This is a genomic window from Polynucleobacter sp. JS-Fieb-80-E5, from assembly GCF_018882015.1.
GTDB lineage: Bacteria > Pseudomonadota > Gammaproteobacteria > Burkholderiales > Burkholderiaceae > Polynucleobacter.
This window is the reverse complement of record NZ_JACVPH010000005.1, coordinates 40,626-61,482: the sequence shown is the minus strand read 5'-3', so window position 1 is coordinate 61,482 and position 20,857 is coordinate 40,626. Positions and strand designations below refer to the sequence as shown.

The window sequence follows — 20,857 nt, the reverse complement described above, 5'->3', positions numbered from 1 at the left end:
TAATTACTAGAGCACTTCCACTGTTTGATTTTTAGTATCGATGCGCAATTTAGCACCACTTGTAATTGCCTTAGTAATATCGCAATCGAAGCCACTCAACATCGGAATACCAGCATGAGCAGCGCCTTGTGCCAAGATTGGATTGGCTGCATTAAAAATAATGGCAGATGGACAAAGATTTCTCGATTTCATCTCATAGAGCATCCATGCACTTGCAACCCCACCTTTGGCGGCATCCAGCACTAGAATCTTATCTTTATAGGATTGTCCAAAAAGCTTATGCGCTGGACGTGAAAACACTCCTTTTATTCGATCTAAATCATAGCGAGCCGAAAATCCGTCGGATGCACTCAGACATTCGCCCTCAATACTATCGCCCTGGGCGTGTTTAGCCTTATAAATTTTTCCGCTCACTTTAGTCTCCCCGTTACAGCAGCTTGCACACAGTCTTCCATGGAGGCCAGCATCGGCGTATAACCATAGCCGCCCAAAATATTCACAATTTTTGCGCTATTGGTTGCTAATACCTTCCACCCATTAGTCTCCGCAATTTCTCTCGCATAGGATTGATAGAAACACATTCCAGAAAATACTGTACCGCCTGCACTTTCTATCATCTCCGTATACCCCATGCGATCTGAGTCTGGTTTTACTTGCGGGCTAGTCATGGCTAGCAAAGGTTTAATGAATTTCTTGCCTTTGCATAACTCCGCAATACTCTTCATCTCCATGAGACTCAACTGCGGCGCAGAAAATACTACAACATCAATTTCTTCAGCAATACGATAAGAATTTTGTAATCCCATTACCTCTTCTTTGGTAATAAGAACCTCTGGCAGATGCAAGTACTCCAAATCTCGAGCGCGAAGCGCTTCAGGCGTAACACCTAATACGTGAAATAAGGCAGTAGATCCAAAACTCGCCATTGCCGCGCCAAAGTGCTTCATAGCATCAGAGCCTGGATGGCCTTCGATCCCCTCCAAAATAGGAACTGACCAATAGTTCCCTGATTTCTTGCCAATCAAGCCTCCTAAAGCGCCCCACTCATTGAGCGTTTGGGGTGTCCATGAAGTTTTAAAGCGATGCGTAGGCTTACGATGTTCATCAAGGTGATAACCATAGCGAGGAGTTCTACCGGTCAAACCTGCCGCCAACGCAGAAGGACCTCCTTCAAAATTCGATCTGGCACCGCAGACACTATTGGAATAGATAACCACTCCGGTGTCACCAAATGCTAAATGCTCTCCAAATACGGGAGCCATAATAGTTTGGTAATTAATGCAAGTGTCTGTCATAGACACGCCCATTTTTACAAAGGCATCAATAGCGCGTCTTTCAAGCTCAAGCATTTTTTCAGTTTGACCTAATTGCTTTGCTTTGCTGAAGTCAGTACCTCTTGGATCAGTAATCGTTGGAATGCGAACCGATCGATCCTCAATCGAATTCTTAGCTAGGCTTTCTAACCATTCAACACCAGCTTCACCCAAACTCTCGGTATCAGCCATGATGTGCGCTTGGGATACAGGTACTAAATCTTTAGCGCCAAAGAACTCACCTACTTTAATTTGATGTGCGATAGCTGTTTGTCTTACTGGACCAAATTCACCGGCAAGCATGGCCTTTTCTTCTTGATTTAGCTTCATTTTGTTCTCTTCTCAATCCTCATTGGTCTACCATCAATCAATAGTGGCACCAGAATCTCTAACAACCCTGGCCCATTTCGCAATCTCACTAGTCTGGAAATTAGCCAAACTCTCTTTGAAGTCTGTATTTGGCTGAACACCCAAGTTACCCAAGCGCTCTTTGAACGCAGCCGATTGGGCCACCCTCTCTGTATCGACTCTTAATTTTTTGGTGATTGCATCTGGTAATTTCGCTGGACCAAATAAAGCCCACCAAGCAGTTGACTCAAACTGGGGGTACCCCAACTCTGCAACCGTTGGTACGTTAGGCAATAAAGGTGAACGAGTCTTACTAGTTACAGCTAAAGCACGCAGTTTTCCAGAGGTGATGTGCGGCAATACGGATTGAATCGGATCAAAGACTAATGGTATCTGATTACCAATAAGATCTGTTACTGCGGGCGCACTCCCCTTATAGGGAATATGCTTTAGCTTGATCTGAGTGGTGGATTCAAATAAGGCAGCAGTTAAATGTCCTGGGGTTCCATTTCCAGCAGTTCCATATGCAATGGTATCGGGCTTTGAACGAGCTTCAGAAATTAACTCAGCAAGCGTTTTAATGCGATCGCTTGAATTAACCACAATGACAACAGGCGCGGAGGCAACCAAAGCAATTGGCGTGAAATCTCTAATCATGTCGTATGGCAGCTGTTTATACAAACTGCCATTAATTGCATTCGTTCCTACGGTACCCATAAACAAGGTATAGCCATCTGGTGCTGACTTAGCAACGAGATCGGCGCCAATCGAGCCACCAGCACCGCCCTTATTCTCAATAATGATTTGCTCTTTAAGGCGATCACCCAGGAGCACTGCTAACGGTCTAGCAACAATATCAGTAGGCCCTCCAGGAGGAAAAGGAACGATTAGCCTGATAGGCTTGCTCGGATAGACATCTGCCATCACATTGCTTGAAAGCAAAATCAAGCCAAAGCAAATTAAGAAATATTTAAAACTTTTTATTACCAGGCTATTCATATAAACAGACCTCAGCAAAGTGCGAATGGGATTAGTCAAGTGCAAAAGAAAAAGTCCAGCTGAACCGGACCTTTTCTTCATGCTCATAGTGACTTATACGTAATCTTTATATTTATCCAGGAAACGTACTGGCTTAGATAAAGCATCACGGCGGAATGGATCACCAAGCTCACGAGTACACATGATCTCGATTACACAGGTCTTACCTTCCTTCATCTGCATATCAATTGCCTTCTTGAGTGCTGGGCCAACCTGATCAAGCTGGTCGACCACAATTCCCTCGGCACCCATGGATTGCGCAATGCCTGCAAAACTTGGGCTCTCTAACTCACCCGCTACGAAGCGACGGTTATAGAAATCCACTTGGTTCTTTTTCTCAGCACCCCACTGACGGTTGTGGAACACAATCGCCGTAACTGGAATGTCATGACGAACTGCCGTCAAAATCTCGACCATACTCATTGCCCAAGCGCCATCGCCAGCATATGCAACCGCTGGACGATTAGGGGCGGCTGCTTTAGCTCCAATAATGGTTGGTAGTGCATAACCGCAATTACCAAAACTCATTGGGGCAAAGAAGCTACGTGGCTTTTCAAAGCGAAGATAGCTATTAGCAACCGAGTTGATATTGCCAATATCAGTAGACACCATTACATCAGCAGGCATGGCCTTTTCAAGCTCACGCAAAACTTGACGTGGGTGCAAGTAATGACCACCTGTTGGAGTCACTTCTTTTTTCTGCTCTTCAATCATGTCAAGACTAAATGGGTCTTTTTCATGAGTCCACTCATCCAACTCTTTTTCCCATGCGGCTTTTTCAGCAGCAATGGTCTTAGCGCGCTCTGCTTTGGTAGCATCACAAGCTAATTTCTTACCTTCTAAACGCTTGGTTAATGCCACTGCAGCAGCCTTAGCATCACCACAAATGCCTACTGAAATTTTCTTCACTAAGCCAAGCATCTTGTTATCAGCATCGATTTGAATAATCTTGGCATTCTTAGGCCAGTAGTCCATGCCATGCTGTGGCAATGTTCCAAAAGGTCCAAGACGTGATCCAAGAGCCACGACTACGTCTGCCTGCGCCATCAACTTCATTGCAGCCTTGGAGCCTTGGTAGCCCAAAGGGCCGCACCACAAAGGATGGCTTGCAGGGAATGAATCGTTATGTAGGTAGCTATTCACTACAGGAGCACCCAAGCGCTCTGCAAAGGCTTTGCATTCTTCTACAGCATCGCCCATTACCACGCCGCCGCCAGAAATGATCACGGGGAACTTAGCATTTGCTAAGAGCTCTGCAGCCTCATCCAAACTCTTCTCGCCACCAGGCCCGCGATCAAGACGATTTGGTTGTGGAATTTCTACTTCTATTTCGCCATAAAAATAATCACGTGGAATATTGAGTTGGGTTGGACCCATTTCAGATAATGCGCGATCAAAACAGCGGCCAGTAAATTCAGCCATACGCTTAGGATTATTTACATGCCCTTGATACTTTGTGAATTCTTCAAACATTGGCAATTGGTTAGCTTCTTGGAAACCACCTAAGCCCATACCCATGGTTCCTGTTTCAGGAGTAATGATCACCACAGGACTATGAGCCCAATAAGCCGCTGCAATTGCAGTAACGCAGTTACTAATGCCAGGGCCATTTTGTCCGATGACAACACCATGACTTCCGCTAACACGAGCATAGCCATCGGCCATGTGTGCAGCACCTTGTTCATGCACTACCGGAATCAAGCGAATCCCCGCTGGAGCAAAAATATCCATTGCATCCATGAAGGCAGAACCCATGATTCCAAAAATATCCTTCACATCATTGGCTGCCATGGTTTCGACAAAAGCCTCAGAAGGGGTCATTTTTTGTGGGCCAGCAGGTAATTTAGCGCCAGTCTTGGACATTCAGTTCTCCTAGTTATTCAATTAAACGGAACATTTTGTTCTACAATAGCTATATTAATCGTGAATTTTCTGCCATGTCAAGCATATAAACCCCAATATGGAATATATTTGACAACGCATTAAGACTCTTAAAGGACGCAATATGGCTGCCAGCCCCTCATCCATCGATTTATTGAATTTTCGACCCGATCGGATGGTTTCGCTTCATGACGTCTTTCCTGAATGCAAGGGATTTGCAGACTTCCAGATCCCCGCTTTTAGTCAAAAATCAGACCTAGTACCAACGATTGACTCAAGCTATCAGTTAAATCCTCAAGCTAGCGTAGCTATCCTGGCTGGCTTTGCCTTCAACCGCAGGGTCATGCTCCAGGGTATGCATGGCACCGGAAAATCCACTCACTTAGAACAAATAGCTGCTCGTTTAAATTGGCCGTGCTTACGGATAAATTTGGATGGGCAAATTACTCGAATGGATCTCATTGGAAAAGACGTGATTACGCTTGAAGATGGCAAACAGGTAACCCAATTTCAAGAAGGCTTAATTCCGTGGAGCCTTCAACGCCCTATTGCCCTCATTTTGGACGAGTACGACGCTGGTCAAGCAGATGTCATGTTTGTGATTCAACGCATGCTGGAACGTGAAGGACGCCTCACCTTGCTTGATCAAAATCGAGTGATTGAGCCCAACCCCGCGTTTCGCATATTTGCGACTAGTAATACTGTAGGACTGGGCAACTGGAATGGACTCTACCAAGGAACACAATTGCTCAATCATGGGCAAATGGACCGCTGGGATATTGTTGCTGCCCTAAATTATCTAGAGCCAGCAGAAGAAGAAAAGATCTTGCTCGCTAAAGTTCCCGAGCTCTCACCAGAAACTGCCGGCCAAATGATTGCCTTGGCTAATCTCACCAGAAAGGGCTTTGAGGCTGGGGATATATCAACACTCATGTCTACCAGGACTTTAATTACCTGGGGAGAGAACTGGCGAATCTTTAATGACCTGGAGCTTGGTTTCACTTTAGCGTTTTTAAATAAATGTGAAACCGAAGAAAAAATATTGGTCGCCGAATATTATCAGCGTTGTTTTGCTCAAGCGCTTTGATCAATTAACCCTAGATTACTATTAGCGGCGAATCTTGCAAACCGAATCTCACGATGAAGTAGAGCTTCAAAATCGCTATGGCGCCCTGATACGGTCGCTATCTGGCGATACTCATATTCAAATTCGGGATTGGCAACTATTTCATAAAAATCTCCCTCTCAATACCCTTGCGCCGCATCTCAATCTAAATCACTTGCAAACCTCATGGGCTGATCCAAGAGGAATTCTTGATGGCATTGCATTACGTCTGCGCTACTCAGACCAGGATCTTCATTTAGCACTCTCACCAAATGGCTTGATTGAGTCACTTGTCTTTGAAGTTCTGGAGCAAATACGAGTTGAAAGCATCTGTCCAAGGGGATTAAAAGGCAGCAAGCAAAATATTGAAAATCAATTTCTTGCTTGGATGCAAGAGTTTATGGCCAGCGGTGGAGTTGAAGGCAGTATCGGCCTACTTTTACTTTCCATTTTTTCAACGGTCTGGGTTAGGTTAAACCATCGCCCTATCCCTCAATTAATGCAAGATGTTGTGGAGGCCACTCGAGCAGGACTCGCTGAGGGGCTAGGCCCTCATCTTGTCAAACTCAAAGCAAATCAATTAAACCAAGCCAAGTATGCAAACGCCTCGCTTGAGATAGCGCAATTCGTTTCACGCTTGATTGAAGATGAATATCAAAATGTTTCAAGCATTCGCACAAAGCAAAAAAATATTCGCAATAGCTTTTTGAAAATTGAATGGGCGCAACCGCCAACTCAAAGTGGCAGCTCAAAACAACATCAGCATCACTCTGTACAAGAATCCAAAAAGTCCTTAGAGCGTGCATTAGATCAATACATAGTATTCAACGCGGATTACGATATTGAGATCGAAGCCAAAAAGCGAATTCGGCCAGCACAACTCGCCATTTACCAACAACAATTGAATGAAGAAATTAGCAAACTCAATATTCCTTGGGGGAAATTAAGTAGGTCATATCAAAACATCTTTCTTTCTACAACAAACAAAAGATGGCAAAACTCTGAAGCGGAGGGACTATTAGATCGTCGCTTTCTCACCCGCATTGCAACTGCACCACTCGATCCCATCATATATAAGCACTCATCCCAAAAGGTAGAGGCTTTGGGCCGAATAAGCCTTTTAATCGATTGTTCAGGCTCTATGAAAGAACAGCGAATGAAGATTGCCGGCTACGTAGATTCGCTTGTCAGAATATTAGAGCAAGCCCATATCCAAACAGAAGTACTTGGTTACAGCACAAGCACCTGGCAAGGAGGTCGCCCTTTCAAAGAGTGGCGAAGAAATGGTCAAACACCAAATCCTGGAAGACTCAACGAGAGGGCGCACTGGATCTTCAAAGACTTTCAGACCAACTGGCGCCGAGCAAGACCAGGAATCGCAGCACTACTTAGACCTGAAATTTATGCAGAGAGCATTGATGGGGAAGCGCTATTGTGGGCCGCACAACGACTACTAAATCAAGACAGCAACCAGAGTACTAATAAAAAACTCATTTTATTTTCTGATGGCTGCCCCATGGATAGAGCCACCATTGAAGCCAATGGAGAAAGCTTTCTCAAAAATCATCTATTGCAAGCTATTGAATGGTGCGAACAACAAGCCAATCTAGAGTTATGGGGTTGCGGAATTGGCGAAGAATTAAGGCCTTACTTTCCGCATCGCTTAAGCTGGGATCAAGAAAGTGATTTAACAGGCGATTGCCTCGTGAATTGGGCAAAAGAATTAAAAACAAGCAAAAACTAGGTTACCAACTCATTAAAGTATTCGTGGCGAGTAGTATTTAGTGTAGAAACACGCCACTCAATTGATTCATCTTGAATATCCAAAGCCACTCTTCGAATATGCAGCACTGGAGAATCTGGCTTTAACTTTAACCAAGCCGACATTTGCTTGCCAGCTAAACCTGCGCGTAATCGCTCATTCGTTTTCACAACTGATTGACCATAACGCATCTGATACAACTGATAGATACTACCTTCGCGCTTATCAAAATCAGCACGGGTTAAATTCTTAAAACGCTTTTTATCCAATGTGATGTGATCAATCATCACACATTCATCCTCAAGATATAAACGCGTGACAATACGCCAAACAGGGGCCCCCTCTTTAATGCCTAACTTAAGAGACTCTTCTTTATTTGCTTGTGACATTCCGAAAGAGGCAGTTTCAACACGAGGGTAAGTTTTTTTATCTACATCCCAACGTACTACATGGAAAAAATAATATAGCAGGCGTTTTGCATCATGTTCTGCGACATAGGTTCCCCTGCCTTGACGGCGGACAACAATCCCTTCTGCAACCAGCTCATCTACCGCCTTGCGCAGGGTTCCTATAGATACATCCAATTCTTTGGCTAAATCCTTTTCAGCAGGTAATGCCTGCCCCATTGGATATCGCCCCCTGACCAGATCTTCGGTGATCTTCTGCTTAACTTCTTGATAAGCGGTCAGGGTTTTCATACTTTAGTACTTATGCAGACTCGTACAAACGGGTCATTACAAACTCACGGTGGCCCAGGATTTCAGCAGCCGTCAATTCGCCGTTTGCAGTACGGAGAAGCGCATCAAGAAGCTTCTCGCCTGCTGTGTCCAAGTTTTCTTCACGACGTAAGATACCAGAAACGTCTACGTCAATGTGCTCAGACATTGTGCGTACAGTTTTTGGATTAGCACACAACTTAATCACTGGAAGAATTGGATTACCAATTACGTTACCTTGTCCAGTTGGGAAGAAGTGAGCAGCAAAACCTGCGGCAGCACATAAAGTCACCATCTCAGCAGCAGCTGATGAGGAGTCCATGAAATGCAAACCAGGAATGGTTGGAGTCTCTGCTTTATCAAGCACGCCATCAACAATACATTTCTTACCAATTTTCTGGATATTTCCCAGGGCCTTCTCTTCGATGGTTGTAAGACCACCAGCAATATTGCCTTTAGTCGGTTGTGAATCAGATAAGTCGCTGGTTTTATTCTTCTCAACAACATCTTGATAGCGATCAAACATAGCGCGGAACTTTTTCTTCACCTCTGGAGTACGGCAACGTGCCTCAACCAAATGTTCGCCACCGGTTAACTCGGTAGTTTCACCGAAAACCAGAGTTGATCCAATGTCATACAGCTTATCAAAGGCATTGCCTACAGTTGGGTTAGATGCGCAACCAGAAGTAGTGTCGGATTCACCGCACTTGGTTGAGACCCATAATTCTGATAATGGAGCAGACACACGTTGTTGCTTAGAGGCATGCTTCATCATGGAGTAAGCCGCTTTGCTGGCACTAGCAATAGTTGCTGTATCGCCATTGCCTTCAATCCAGAAACCTTCTACTGGCTTGCCTGAAGCTTTAATTCCATCAACCACAATCTTGGTCCACTGTGGCTCAATACCAATCACCACCACTCCAGCTACGTTTGGATTGCAGCCAGCACCAATCAGGGTTCTAAAGTGCAGCTCTAGGTCTGCGCCAAACTGAAGACGACCATAGGGATGCGGAATAGCAACAGTGCCTTTAATGTTATTGGCAACCGCTTCGCAGGCTGCATTCGACAAGTCATCTAAGGGCAGAATAATGACGTGGTTACGGATACCCATACGTCCATTTTCACGGCGGTAGCCCATAAAAGTTGCTTCTTTTAAATTAATCATTTTTTATCTCTCTTAATATCGTAGTGAACACTCGTATCGATTACCAACGCTTGGTCTTAACATTTTGAACATGGGTATGTTCACCTTTTTTGATAGGTGCAACTACCTTGCCGATATCAACGCCATACTTAATGATGGTGTCGCCGGTTTTCATGTCTTGCAATGCAATCTTGTGGCCAATCGGAATATCACTCTCAGCTTTGATATTGACAGTACTATCACCATCCATTACCCAGCCGATTAAATCGGTACCAGCCTTTACACCCTCTACCACGACAACGCCTACGACGTCCCCTGGCTCATGCACGACAAAATGAATCATTTCTTTCTCCTTATAAATCTGGTTTGAATACTACCCATTCCACGACTGACGAATACCAGCCTGAATTTCTTCTACAACGACATCAGAAACATTGACACCCTCTTTAAAACCCACCGCTCTTTGTTTGAAACGCCTGCGTCCTGGAATTCGAGTCCCAGTGTCTGCTGCTAAGGTTTTCAAAAACCCTTGCATCTTGCTTGCAAATACTTGGCTACCTGCCAATCCTGGATCAATAGTCAATAGAAGTTGACCAATACGTGGTCGATTTCCCTTGGCATCAAAAAATGAATCAGCCTCATAAGAAAATCTACTGCCCGATAAACCAACCACCAATAGCTCAATCATCAGCGCCAATAAAGCGCCCTTATCTCCGCCCAAAGGAACCATTAATCCCTTCAATCCTTCATTAGGATCGGTAGTGGGCTTACCTTCAGCAGTGAGAGCCCAGCCCTCAGGAATGGACTCTCCTTTTTTGGCTGCTACCAGTAATTTTCCACGGGCAACTGCAGACAAAGACATATCGATAACTAAGGGATCTTGATTTCCAATTGGAAATGCTGCTGCTAAAGGATTGGTTCCAAACAAGGCCTTACTACCTCCAACCATAGGCATTGCAGCAGGGGTGTTGCCAAACAATAAGGAGATATAACCTGCTCGAGCTGCAGCTTCAGCAAAATGTCCAGCAACCCCAAAGTGATGGCTATTGGTAACTGCAACCAAACCAACGCCAGTTTTAGATGCCAGATTGACTGATAAATCTGTTGCAAAACGTAATGCAGGAAATGCGAGGCCATCACAGGCATCTACCAAAGCAGCTGATGACTTAAAAGGGCGAACTTTAATTTTAGGAGATAGCTCGACTCGACGGTTTTTGGCATGTCCAGCATATTGAGATACTCGAGCCAAACCATGAGAAGCTAAACCATCTAATTCTGCAAGCGCTAAAAACTGTGCTGTTTCAAAAGCTGCCTTCTCCCCTATGCCGGCAGCTTGCAAGCCTGCAGATGCTAGTTGAACCATCTTTTCATAGGACAAGTTCATTTCAAAGCTCCTAAATACAGATTCACTTCATCGGCAATCATTTGACTAACTCGCTCGTTGCTCTCATGGGTAACACCAGCGATGTGCGGCGTAAGAATGAGATTCTCAATTCCTGAAAAGTGACTTAAGTCCTTAGCAGGTTCGGCGGCAAAGACATCAATCGCTGCGCCACCAATGCGTCCTGAGCGCAAGCGTTCTGCTAGCGCCACCTCATCAACTATCCCGCCACGCGCAGTGTTAACAAGGCATGCGCCCTCTTTCATCAGATCTAAGGTTGTCGCATCAAATAAATTTTTGGTTTCAGGTAAATAAGGAAGATGTAGCGAAACCGCATGACTTCTAGCGAGTAATTCACTTAGTTTGAGTAGAGGTACTGAAAATCCCCCAAGCTCTACAGCCTCACCAGAAAGCATCGGGTCGTAAGCAACGCATTGCAAACCAAAGGCATGTGCTTTTTTAGCTACCACCCTACCAATGCTGCCAAATCCAACAATACCTAGGGTTTGACCTAGAAATTCATGGTAGCCAGAAAACTGAGGGCGAGGCCAAGCACCATTCAGAGTTGCGATGGTTGCTGGAATAAAACCACGGGTTAACGCAACTGCAGCCCCTACAACATATTCGGCCACTGATTCAGCATTAGCGCCTGTAGCAGGAATCACCTTAATGTTGCGTTTAGCGCAAGCTGGCAGCTCAATATTTTCAAGTCCAACCCCAAGACGTCCAACAACCTTCAATTTGGGGGCAGCATTCAAGACCTCTTCATTCACCTGCGTTAGATTGCGAACTACCAGCGCATCAATATTTTGCATAGCAGCAATTAGCGCTGTCCTATCCTTGTACAAATCAGGTTCGTAAATGACGTCGTTCCTAGAACGCAGGGTTTCTAGGGCTTGACTAGTAATGAACTCAGAGATCAAAATAGCAGACATATCCATATCATATAGATGATTTAGATCACTTGCAAGTAGCAAGACCATTTTTTAAGAAACGGATAAGCTTATTACTATTAAATAGTACCTATTCAATGCAATACAAGCTAAGATAAAAAATAAATAAATAAATGGAGGAGCATGATGTTTAAGAAAGATCGCATTACCGCTATAAAGTCTGCGCTCATCAGCATAGGGGCATTACTGTATTTGACCTCCCCTTCTATTGCTCAAGCTCAGAGCTGGCCAGATAAACCAGTAAAGTTGATTATTCCTTTTGCTGCAGGTGGAACCACCGATATCCTTGGAAGAATCTTGGCACAGCAAATGACCACCATCCTAGGTCAGAATGTAATCGTAGAAAATAAAGGTGGTGCAGGTGGCAATATTGGTGCTGAGATTGTTGCTAACTCGCCACCGAATGGATACACCTTATTGTTAGCATCAGGCAGCATGATGACCGTCAATCCTTATTTATATAAGAAGCTGCCTTTAAATTATTCGACCGACCTTACCTACATTACTGCTGTAGCTGGTGGCCCAATGTTGGTTTCTGTGAGCCCTAACTTGCCGGTGAATAACTTAAAAGAATTTATTGCTTTAGCAAAAACAAAGGAGCTCACCTTTGGCTCTGCAGGAATTGGCAGTCAAGTTCACATGGCAGGTGAAAACTTCACCTATGCCGCCGGAATTGGTGCAACCCACGTCCCATATAAAGGCGAGGCACCTGCTATCAACGATTTAATCTCGGGTCAAATTGACTTTATGGTTGGTAATTTGCCTGCAGCTGCAGGCTTTGCTAAAGCCGGCAAGATCAAACCTCTAGCCATCACTAGTAGTAAACGAGTTGCTCAATTACCAGATGTCCCTACGGTGGCAGAGGCAGCTATCCCCGGATTCGTGAACGTTGGTTGGTATGCACTTGCTGCACCAGCTGGTACCCCGAAAGCGATTGTTGACAAAATTTATGTTGCAACTCAAAAGGCACTTGAATCAGATGCTATGCGCAAGAGTTTAGAAATCAACGGATTGACACCAATTGCCAATACTCCTAAAGAGTTAGAAGCTCAAATTAAAAGTGAGTCAGCAGGTTGGGAGAAAGTGATTAAAGCTCGCAACATCGTAGCTCAGTAAATATATTTGAAGGCACCCATATGGGTGCCTTTTTATTTGCAGCACTACCTAACCTTTCCTAGGAGCTTGCATGAAGCTAAAAGATTTTCATTTGCTCAAATCCACCCTCTTATGCTTGGGATTACTGAGCGTCGTTACACCCGTATTGGCGCAAAACTATCCCAACAAACCAGTAACGATTGTTGTTCCTTTTGTAGCTGGCGGTGATGCTGATCAGTCGGCTCGTAATTTAGCTACAGTTGCTCAAAACGTTCTCAAGCAATCTATTGTGATTGTGAATAAAGGTGGCGCTAGTGGTGCTATTGGATCTCAGTTAGTTAAAGATGCTGCGCCTGATGGCTACACCCTTCTTCTTGCCAGAGTTGGATCGCAAGCTGTATTGCCTGCCATGAAAACAGACTTAAGCTACAAGTGGAATGACTTTACTTTTATTGGTTTGCTAGAGTTAAACCCAGTGGTATGTGTAGTGAACTCAGAGTCTCCCTATAAATCGTTTGAAGATCTGACTAAGGCAATCACAGCACAACCAGGAAAATTGAATTACAGCTCTTCAGGACCGGGTACGATTTTAAATTTTGCCTCACAGCTAATTTTACAAAGCCTGAAATTAAAACCAGATGCAGCAATAAATGTGAGCTATAAAGGTGGCTCAGAGGCAGTAGTTGCCGTCTTGGCAAAAGAGGTTGACTTTAGTTGTGGCAACTTAACTTCTGCCCTCACACAAATTAATAGCGGCAAGTTACGCGCCTTAGTAGTAACCACTCCGGAGCGCGTTAAAGAAATTCCAGCGGTGCCGACTGCAAAAGAAGTGGGGATGCCTCAACTAGAAGCCATCGTAGGATGGAGTGCGCTGTATGGGCCTCCCAAGATGAGCCCTGAAGCAGTTAGCAAGTGGGTTGAAGTGTTAGCGGCGGCAGATAAAGACGCAAATTGGCAGGCTGGTAATGTACGTTACGGAGGAGTGCCTCGCATCCTTTCGCCTATGGATACTGAAAAATTTGCAGCCTCTCAATATGTCGCTTATTCCAAATTAAGCAGTCAATTAGGCATTAAATAATTTAATAGAAAACAATGAATCCTAAAAATAATAATGGGGCATCAGCCCTAGTGAAGGCGTTTGAGATCGCTGGCATCTCTAAGATTTTTACCTTGTCGGGTAATCACATCATGCCGGTATATGACGCTATTTTCGATTCAAAAATTGATCTAATTCATACGCGACATGAAGGTGCAGCAGTACATATGGCCGATGCCTGGGCAAGACTGACTGGAGAAGTTGGAATTGCCCTGGTTACTGGTGGTCCAGGTCATGCTAATGCAGTGTCTGCACTTTACACAGCAGGCATGGCTGAATCCCCTGTAGTTCTTTTATCTGGTCATGCCCCATTAGATCAACTTGGTAAAGGCGCTTTTCAAGAGATGCGCCAAACTGATATTGCAGCTCCCCTAACAAAAGCATCATGGGCCTGTCAAAAAGTGGAAGATATTGGTAAAGATATTGCGAAAGCAATTCAGATTGCTAAATCAGGCAGGCCAGGCCCAGTTCACCTCAGCCTCCCAACAGATGTTTTAGAAGCGGCATGGCCTGAGAGTGGAGTCATGCCAACATCTACCTCTTTTGAGTTAGAGCCAATACAGGCTCAAAGTTCAGAGATATCCAGCATCATTGAAAAACTGAAACAAGCCAGTAAGCCGCTCATTTTGACTGGCCCACAGATGCAATCAAAGGCTGGCAAAGTACTTCTTTCAAAGCTTCAAAAAACCCTAGGTATACCAGTGGTGGGCATGGAAAGCCCTCGAGGAATTGGCGACCCTAGCTTAGGTGCATTTGCAGAAATATTAAGTCAAGCAGATTGTGTTTTGCTACTAGGTAAGAAGGTAGACTTCACTCTAAAGTTTGCACAAAGTCCAGGATTCAATAAAGAGTGTCTTTTCTTGCAAATCGATCCTGAAGCAGAAGAAATAAAGCGCGCAAAAAATGCATTAGGGCCACGTTTAGCTCAATCCATAATGTCGGATATACCGAGTGCGATAGAACAGATGTACAGCCTTAAGCTTGGTACCAATAGCGCGCAAACACAATGGCAAAAAGAAGTTTCTGAGGCGATTACTTATCAGCCTCCAGCTTGGTCTAAACTCCCTAACAGCAAGGGCAAGCTACACCCTGTTCAGGCCCTTGCGCCTCTTCAAGTAATTTTAGATAGCCACCCAGATTCAGTCCTCATTAGCGATGGAGGGGAAATCGGCCAATGGGCGCAAGCATGCCTACAGGCTCCCAATAGAGTGATCAATGGGGTTGCAGGTTCAATTGGCGCTGGTCTACCGTTTGCAACCGCGGCAAGCATTGCAAAACCGCATGTACCAATCATAGCTGTCATGGGTGACGGCACTTTTGGCTTTCATAGTGCTGAAATAGATACTGCCGTCCGCTATCAACTACCCTTTACCTTGATTGTCGGTAACGACGCCAAATGGAACGCAGAATATCAAATACAAGTTCGCGACTATGGGCAAGATAGAACTCTTGGCTGTGAACTTCTCCCCTCACGCTATGAAAAAGTCTGCGAAGCCTTTGGTGGATATGGAGAGTACGTAGATGATTCAACTGAAGTCCTCCCTGCTGCTAAGCGAGCACTTGCCAGTAAATTACCTTCATGCATCAATATCATGATTGAAGGTCTTCCCGCCCCCAATATCAAACGCAGCTGAGTTGGAAAAGGCGAAGAACTTTATAGAACAGTGCCAAGAAATCATTGGCACTGAATATGTCTATCTCTCAGATGCTGATAAAAGCCCTTTTCTAACTGATTGGAGCAAACGCTTTACAGGCGAGGCACTGGCTGTTCTGAGACCAAAAAATACCAATGAAGTTGCAGCATTAGCAGCGCTTTGTCATTCTGAAAATATTGCTATTGTTCCCCAAGGCGGCAATACTGGCCTATGCGGGGGAGCAACTCCTAGTAAAAATAGTCATTGTATTGTGATTAGCACCTCGCGCTTAAATCGCATTCGCGAACTTGATCTCGAAAACTCAACCATCACACTTGATGCAGGTGTTGTATTAATGAATGCGCAAGAAGCTGCAGTAAAAGTGGGAAAATTATTTCCTTTAAGCCTAGCAGCAGAAGGAAGTTGCACCATTGGAGGCAATTTAAGTACCAATGCCGGTGGCGTTCAGGTATTACGCTATGGAAACATGAGGGACTTATGTCTGGGCATCGAGCTTGTAACTCCCACAGGCGAGATCTTCAATGGTCTCAGAGGCCTCAGAAAAGATAACACTGGTTATTCACTAAAAGATCTCTATATTGGCGCAGAAGGCAGTCTTGGCATTATTACTGCGGCTACCCTCAAGCTTTATCCATTGCCTAAATCAAGGGTAACAGCACTCGTAAGCATCCAAAGTGTTAGAGCAGGTATTCAATTAATCGACCTGGCACGTGAAAGCTCTAATGCAGATTTAACAGCATTTGAATTAATTTCTACCCGAGCACTTCGTTTAGTTGCTAAGCGCGCAAAAAATATAGAGTCTTTTTCCAGTACGGAATCAGATTGGGTTGTATTACTTGAGTTTTCCAGCATGGAAGCCGAAAACATCAATAGGGAGCGTCTAGAGAATTTGCTTGGCAGAGCCTTAGAACTTGAATTGATCGCTGATGCAGTCATTGCTAACTCCATACAGCAAAGTAAAGACCTGTGGAGTATTAGAGAAGGTATTCCAGAAGCACAATTTGAGCTTGGCACTGTTATCAAACATGATATTTCATTGCCTATTTCTCAAATTGCCAGCTTTGTTGAAGACACAGAAGTTAAATTACAGCAGCTTTGGCCAAAAATGCAGACCATTATTTTTGGTCATGTAGGAGACGGAAATCTTCATTACAACTTGGCACCACTTTCCCCTAACCTATCGAATGACATTGAGGAAAGAAGAAATTCAATCAATCAATTGGTCCACGATCAAGTCTATGCACACTTAGGATCATTTTCAGCTGAGCATGGTATCGGTCAATCCAAGCGCGATGAACTGCCTTTGCGAAAAAGTAATGTTGAAATGGAGTTAATGAGATCTATTAAAAAAGCGCTTGATCCAAAAAACATCATGAACCCAGGAAAAGTGCTTTAAAAAAGCTGGCGAATAAGCAAGGTAGTTCCGGAAAAAAGCAAAATAGATCCGTAAACAATGCGCATTGAAGTGCTGCTCAATTTTGAATGTACGTGAGTACCTGCCCAAATCCCCAGAAACATAGCTGGCATTAGCCAAAGTGCTAAGCCAAATACAGGCCAACTAAATAATAAGCCCGTTGCTAGCATTAGGCAAAGTCGCAAAAATGTGAGGATCAAAATAGCGAATGCCATAGTTGCCCTGAGCGTTTTTGGATCCGCAATTCTTAATGCGAGGTAAGACGCATAAATAGCGCCACCAGTTGCAAAAAGCGCCGTGAAGATCCCCCCAAAAAAACCAAATGGCACCGCCCACCATTTGTTGATAGCTTGATGCAACTCCCTGTTTCTTTGCCATAGAACTCGGGCACCATTCATTGCAGCAAAGACTCCCAAGGTAATCAATAAAGGCGCACTTGGAGCATTTAGCAGCACCAGTCCACCTACGACAATGCCGACGAGCGTAAATGGAAACAACCACTTCAATTCCTTCATGTTCGCATTGCTGGAGGATTTATTGCCAAGATATAAAGAGCCGCAGATATCAATCATTACCATCATTGGCACCACCGACTTTAGCGGGTAAATCTGCACCAATAAGGGAACTGCAACAATCGATGAACCGAACCCAGAGACTCCAAAAATGAAATAGGCACCAAAAATAACTAGCGCCGCTAATGTAAATGGTAATGGTTCAATAAATTCAAAAATGACTAGGTCTCAACAAGAATAGTTTCACCAGGCTTCACCAGATTGAACTGAACTGGTTTATTTTCGATCACCAAACTTTCGCCCTGAAGATGAATTGCAGTGAAATAGGATTCCTCTAAGGAACCAGGCTCAGGAAAATCCTCACGATAATGCGAGCCTCTTGAATTTTCTCTAGAAATAGCAGCTTCCGTAATCGACTTACTTACTTGAATTAGATTCTGTAGATTCATCCAATCTTGCCAAGTAACACTATATTCACGTTGAATATCACCTACACCAATTTGATTCAACTGCTTACCCAATAGCTCTAAAGTATTGCGGGCACGATGCAAGCTCTCTTTAGTTCTTGAGATTCCCACGTCATCCCACATACATGCAGACAAGGCATCCCGAATTGCCTCAATATCACCAGCTGCTTTTTGTAATGGCGCTTCATGGACCTGAATACTCTTATAAACCTCATCCATATTACATTCCTGCAAGCTTTGGGAAGCAACCCACTGCGCCATTGCATCACCTGCAATGCCCCCAAACACTGTTGAGTTAGCTACACCATTACCACCAAGGCGATTAGCTCCATGAACACCGCCAGTATCTTCACCTGCGGCAAAAAGTCCAGGTAGATCGGTACTGCAATCTTTTTTGAATACCAAACCACCCATCATGTAATGGGCAGTCGGAACCACTTCTACCAAATCATTTGCTAAATCAAAGCCGCTATCAGCACAACGCTCGACCATTCCCTTAAATTGCTCACGTACATTTTCAGGGCCTAAATGACTCATTTGAATGTAAACGCCACCATTGGGAGTAGCTCGACCTGCACGAATTTCAGAATTGATTGCACGAGAAACAATGTCTCGAGTAGCGCGTTCATTACGAGGATCATAGTTCCCCATAAAACGTTCATTATTGCTGTTGAGTAAGTATCCCCCTGCACCACGCAAGCCCTCTTCTAGAACAGTTCCAGTCATACGAGTATCTAGGCCAGCTAATAATCCCGTAGGATGAAACTGTACCATCTCCATATCACGCAAGCTTAGACCTGCACGAAGAGCCATTGCTAAACCATCGCAACTCTTATCTCCTGATGGCGTGTGATATCGATACATCGTTGGTCCGCCACCTGTAGCAAGCAAAACCGCTTTAGCACGCACTAATACAAATTGACCAGTGTGCATATTGAGCATCAACACGCCAGCAAGAGACTTACCGTCTTTGCTATGTATTAATTCAATAGCCCGATGCTCTTCAAGACGATGAATTCCCCTGGACCATACCTGCTCTGCCAAGCGATTAATAATTTCAATACCAGTTAAATCACCTTTATGTACTGTGCGATCAAACGTTTGGCCAGCAAAGGCTTTTTGATGAACAGTACCATCAGGGTTGCGATCAAAAAAGCAGCCTAATTCATTCTCAAGTTCATGAATGCGCTCTACCGCCTTGCTGACTAGCGTCCAAGCAAGATCTTGATCCGATAACCATTTACCACCTTCAATGGTATCCATAAAGTGACGCTCAACCGAATCTCCCTCAGCAAGAGCGACGTTATACCCACCCTGTACCATACGGGTACAACCACATTTACCTAGCAAACCTTTTACTGCAATCGTGATATTGAGATTTGGATTGGCTTGATGTGCATGCAAGGCCGCAAAGAGCCCTGCTCCACCAGAACCTAGTATCAATATATCAGTTTCAATTGTTGGGATAGCGCTCATGAAAGAATTCCAAGGCTTTTTAAAACAGCATCTTTATTGCGAGCGACATCGCCCTTCACTTCTTGATAAATACTGCCGCCATGGCTATCCATAGCTACCAAGAGTGGACCAAAATCTTTGATCTTGAAACGCCAAAGTGATTCTGGATTGAGATCATCCATATCTACATCTTCAATTTGCTCGATCCAAGTCGTTTCAAGCGCCGCTGTGCCGCCAATGATCGCCAAGTAAACGCCGCCCAATTCTTTAAAAGCCTCGGCTGAACCTTCCCGCATGCCACCCTTACCAACAATCATGCGGACACCTTTTTGAGTCATTAGTGGACGAGTAAAGCGCTCCATTCGGTCAGAAGTGGTAGTTCCAATGCAAATAGGTTCATAACCAGCTGGAAATTGCTCACTCACTGGAACTTTACGTACATTGGGTGCAGTATGAATGACTGCATGACCATTTAAATCAAAACGGGTTTGACGATCATAATCAAACATATGAATTTGTGTTGCATCACGAATGCCAAATAGAGTACTTTGCAAGGTTACGGTGTCATTAATACGTAACTTACGAATTGCCTCTTCGTTAACCGGCGTCTGGAGAACATAGTGTGCCATCAATATTCTCCTCAGAATCCGTAACTGACGCCAGATGGCGTAAAGGTGGCACGCGCCCTGCGTGCAGAATGGCATTGCATATTTACTGCAACAGGGTTGAGGGTGATATGAGTATGCGCAAGTTCGACATGAACGGCAAAGGCTGTGCCATCACCACCAAGTCCTTGGGGTCCAATACCGAGATGATTCACGGCTGCACTCAACTCTTTTTCCAGCTTTGCACCCTCTTCATCAGAGCAAGCGCTTCCTAGCGGACGGGTAGCCGCTCTTTTTGCCATCGCAACACATTGGTCAGATGTTCCACCAACACCTACGCCAACAATCGTTGGTGGACAGGTTTTACCGCCAGCGGACACGACGCTTTCAATTACAAATGCCTTGACTCCATTGATACCATCTGCAGGTATCGCCATTTTAAGAAAAGAATTGTTCTCTGATCCACTGCCTTTTGGCACCATTTCAATTTCAACTGTCTCAGACTCATCTACAAAATCGATATGGATTGCAGGCATATCAATACCGCAAGAAGTATGATTATTTTTGCGTGTAATGGGATGTACGACTGAAGATCTCAAAGGATATTCTTTAGTGGCACGCTCACAACCTTTACGAATGGCTGCTTTTAAAGCCATGCCATCAAACTGCACATTGCCACCAATCTTAACGTTATAGATAGGTAAGCCAGTATCCTGACAGAGCAAATTATCTTCCCGCTCTGCCACAGCAATATTAGTAATCATGGTTTTGAGAACAACCTGTGCTCGTTGATCAGTTTCAGCCCGGTCTAAACGATTGATTCCATCTTTAATATCATCTGGAAGCACTTTTAGTGCACGGATATAGAGCTCCTTACAAGCCTCTTCTACCAAATCCATATTGAGTTGCATATCAAC

General features: G+C 44.4%; 19 protein-coding genes. 6 read left to right on the top strand and 13 right to left on the bottom strand.

Annotated elements, in window-relative coordinates:
• Nucleotides 1-6: 6 nt before the first annotated feature.
• From ICN44_RS08505 to xsc, 4 genes are all read right to left on the bottom strand, one after another.
• Nucleotides 7-414, bottom strand: a complete 408-nt coding sequence (locus tag ICN44_RS08505; protein WP_370624891.1) for an aconitase X swivel domain-containing protein — start codon at nt 412-414, stop codon at nt 7-9.
• The gene (locus ICN44_RS08500; RefSeq protein WP_216263530.1) at nt 411-1,643 is read right to left on the bottom strand and encodes an aconitase X catalytic domain-containing protein; all 1,233 of its coding nucleotides are present in this window, start codon (nt 1,641-1,643) and stop codon (nt 411-413) included. Before ICN44_RS08500 ends, ICN44_RS08505 begins: the two co-directional genes overlap by 4 nt.
• A gap of 33 nt (nt 1,644-1,676) precedes the next feature.
• A complete protein-coding gene (locus ICN44_RS08495) occupies nt 1,677-2,660 on the bottom strand; it encodes a tripartite tricarboxylate transporter substrate binding protein (protein ID WP_216263529.1) in 984 nt (327 codons plus the stop codon).
• Between the two features lie 93 nt (nt 2,661-2,753).
• Nucleotides 2,754-4,562, bottom strand: coding sequence for a sulfoacetaldehyde acetyltransferase (gene xsc / locus ICN44_RS08490; protein ID WP_216263528.1), 1,809 nt, complete (start codon nt 4,560-4,562; stop codon nt 2,754-2,756).
• A gap of 193 nt (nt 4,563-4,755) precedes the next feature.
• Here xsc and ICN44_RS08485 point away from each other — a divergent pair, with 193 nt between their 5' ends.
• Nucleotides 4,756-5,667, top strand: a complete 912-nt coding sequence (locus tag ICN44_RS08485; RefSeq protein WP_216263730.1) for a MoxR family ATPase — start codon at nt 4,756-4,758, stop codon at nt 5,665-5,667.
• 34 nt (nt 5,668-5,701) lie between these two features.
• Nucleotides 5,702-7,429, top strand: coding sequence for a hypothetical protein (locus ICN44_RS08480; RefSeq protein ID WP_216263527.1), 1,728 nt, complete (start codon nt 5,702-5,704; stop codon nt 7,427-7,429).
• On the opposite strand, the gene ICN44_RS08475 is transcribed toward ICN44_RS08480, so the two are convergent.
• The 5 genes from ICN44_RS08475 to ICN44_RS08455 are packed head-to-tail and all read right to left on the bottom strand — an operon-like array spanning nt 7,426 to nt 11,623.
• Complete coding sequence (locus ICN44_RS08475; RefSeq protein ID WP_216263526.1) at nt 7,426-8,145, bottom strand: GntR family transcriptional regulator; 720 nt, start codon at nt 8,143-8,145, stop codon at nt 7,426-7,428. The genes ICN44_RS08480 and ICN44_RS08475 overlap by 4 nt on opposite strands.
• A 10-nt stretch (nt 8,146-8,155) precedes the next feature.
• Complete coding sequence (locus ICN44_RS08470) at nt 8,156-9,328, bottom strand: UxaA family hydrolase (RefSeq protein ID WP_216860497.1); 1,173 nt, start codon at nt 9,326-9,328, stop codon at nt 8,156-8,158.
• Nucleotides 9,329-9,368: 40 nt separating this feature from the next.
• The gene (locus ICN44_RS08465; protein ID WP_216263525.1) at nt 9,369-9,650 is read right to left on the bottom strand and encodes a UxaA family hydrolase; all 282 of its coding nucleotides are present in this window, start codon (nt 9,648-9,650) and stop codon (nt 9,369-9,371) included.
• Between the two features lie 30 nt (nt 9,651-9,680).
• Nucleotides 9,681-10,691 (bottom strand): Ldh family oxidoreductase, encoded by a 1,011-nt coding sequence (locus ICN44_RS08460; RefSeq protein ID WP_216263524.1) that lies wholly within the window; start codon nt 10,689-10,691, stop codon nt 9,681-9,683.
• The gene (locus tag ICN44_RS08455; RefSeq protein ID WP_216263523.1) at nt 10,688-11,623 is read right to left on the bottom strand and encodes a hydroxyacid dehydrogenase; all 936 of its coding nucleotides are present in this window, start codon (nt 11,621-11,623) and stop codon (nt 10,688-10,690) included. The genes ICN44_RS08460 and ICN44_RS08455 overlap by 4 nt, the downstream gene beginning before the upstream one ends.
• Before the next feature lie 141 nt (nt 11,624-11,764).
• On the opposite strand from ICN44_RS08455, the gene ICN44_RS08450 reads away from it, so the two are divergent.
• The 4 genes from ICN44_RS08450 (at nt 11,765) to ICN44_RS08435 (ending at nt 16,883) form a co-directional block, all read left to right on the top strand.
• Nucleotides 11,765-12,757 carry a tripartite tricarboxylate transporter substrate binding protein gene (locus tag ICN44_RS08450; protein ID WP_216263522.1) on the top strand — a complete coding sequence of 331 codons (993 nt, stop codon included), beginning with the start codon at nt 11,765-11,767 and terminating at the stop codon, nt 12,755-12,757.
• Between the two features lie 70 nt (nt 12,758-12,827).
• Nucleotides 12,828-13,814, top strand: a complete 987-nt coding sequence (locus ICN44_RS08445; RefSeq protein WP_216263521.1) for a tripartite tricarboxylate transporter substrate binding protein — start codon at nt 12,828-12,830, stop codon at nt 13,812-13,814.
• Nucleotides 13,815-13,828: 14 nt separating this feature from the next.
• The gene (locus ICN44_RS08440) at nt 13,829-15,466 is read left to right on the top strand and encodes a thiamine pyrophosphate-binding protein (RefSeq protein ID WP_216263520.1); all 1,638 of its coding nucleotides are present in this window, start codon (nt 13,829-13,831) and stop codon (nt 15,464-15,466) included.
• Complete coding sequence (locus ICN44_RS08435; RefSeq protein WP_255537537.1) at nt 15,429-16,883, top strand: FAD-binding oxidoreductase; 1,455 nt, start codon at nt 15,429-15,431, stop codon at nt 16,881-16,883. The genes ICN44_RS08440 and ICN44_RS08435 overlap by 38 nt, the downstream gene beginning before the upstream one ends.
• Here ICN44_RS08435 and ICN44_RS08430 read toward each other — a convergent pair.
• Genes ICN44_RS08430 through ICN44_RS08415 form a run of 4 tightly spaced genes read right to left on the bottom strand, consistent with a single transcriptional unit; the run spans nt 16,880 to nt 20,851 of the window.
• The gene (locus ICN44_RS08430; RefSeq protein WP_370624897.1) at nt 16,880-17,584 is read right to left on the bottom strand and encodes a sulfite exporter TauE/SafE family protein; all 705 of its coding nucleotides are present in this window, start codon (nt 17,582-17,584) and stop codon (nt 16,880-16,882) included. The genes ICN44_RS08435 and ICN44_RS08430 overlap by 4 nt on opposite strands.
• Before the next feature lie 50 nt (nt 17,585-17,634).
• Entirely contained in the window at nt 17,635-19,356 is a 1,722-nt protein-coding gene (locus tag ICN44_RS08425; RefSeq protein ID WP_216263519.1) for an L-aspartate oxidase, read from the bottom strand.
• Complete coding sequence (locus ICN44_RS08420; RefSeq protein WP_216263518.1) at nt 19,353-19,964, bottom strand: fumarate hydratase C-terminal domain-containing protein; 612 nt, start codon at nt 19,962-19,964, stop codon at nt 19,353-19,355. The genes ICN44_RS08425 and ICN44_RS08420 overlap by 4 nt, the downstream gene beginning before the upstream one ends.
• An 11-nt stretch (nt 19,965-19,975) precedes the next feature.
• On the bottom strand, nt 19,976-20,851 hold the full coding sequence (locus ICN44_RS08415) for a fumarate hydratase (protein ID WP_216263517.1): 876 nt from the start codon (nt 20,849-20,851) through the stop codon (nt 19,976-19,978).
• Between the last annotated feature and the right edge of the window lie 6 nt (nt 20,852-20,857).

Bases quoted from the DNA above. Each gene is read 5' to 3' on its own strand.
- ICN44_RS08475 (WP_216263526.1), bottom strand. From the start codon at position 8,145: ATGAAAACCCTGACCGCTTATCAAGAAGTTAAGCAGAAGATCACCGAA.
- ICN44_RS08495 (WP_216263529.1), bottom strand. From the start codon at position 2,660: ATGAATAGCCTGGTAATAAAAAGTTTTAAATATTTCTTAATTTGCTTT.
- ICN44_RS08470 (WP_216860497.1), bottom strand. From the start codon at position 9,328: ATGATTAATTTAAAAGAAGCAACTTTTATGGGCTACCGCCGTGAAAAT.
- ICN44_RS08465 (WP_216263525.1), bottom strand. From the start codon at position 9,650: ATGATTCATTTTGTCGTGCATGAGCCAGGGGACGTCGTAGGCGTTGTC.
- ICN44_RS08420 (WP_216263518.1), bottom strand. From the start codon at position 19,964: ATGGCACACTATGTTCTCCAGACGCCGGTTAACGAAGAGGCAATTCGT.
- ICN44_RS08445 (WP_216263521.1), top strand. From the start codon at position 12,828: ATGAAGCTAAAAGATTTTCATTTGCTCAAATCCACCCTCTTATGCTTG.
- ICN44_RS08500 (WP_216263530.1), bottom strand. From the start codon at position 1,643: ATGAAGCTAAATCAAGAAGAAAAGGCCATGCTTGCCGGTGAATTTGGT.
- xsc (WP_216263528.1), bottom strand. From the start codon at position 4,562: ATGTCCAAGACTGGCGCTAAATTACCTGCTGGCCCACAAAAAATGACC.
- ICN44_RS08415 (WP_216263517.1), bottom strand. From the start codon at position 20,851: ATGCAACTCAATATGGATTTGGTAGAAGAGGCTTGTAAGGAGCTCTAT.
- ICN44_RS08455 (WP_216263523.1), bottom strand. From the start codon at position 11,623: ATGTCTGCTATTTTGATCTCTGAGTTCATTACTAGTCAAGCCCTAGAA.
- ICN44_RS08425 (WP_216263519.1), bottom strand. From the start codon at position 19,356: ATGAGCGCTATCCCAACAATTGAAACTGATATATTGATACTAGGTTCT.
- ICN44_RS08460 (WP_216263524.1), bottom strand. From the start codon at position 10,691: ATGAACTTGTCCTATGAAAAGATGGTTCAACTAGCATCTGCAGGCTTG.
- ICN44_RS08450 (WP_216263522.1), top strand. From the start codon at position 11,765: ATGATGTTTAAGAAAGATCGCATTACCGCTATAAAGTCTGCGCTCATC.
- ICN44_RS08485 (WP_216263730.1), top strand. From the start codon at position 4,756: ATGGTTTCGCTTCATGACGTCTTTCCTGAATGCAAGGGATTTGCAGAC.
- ICN44_RS08440 (WP_216263520.1), top strand. From the start codon at position 13,829: ATGAATCCTAAAAATAATAATGGGGCATCAGCCCTAGTGAAGGCGTTT.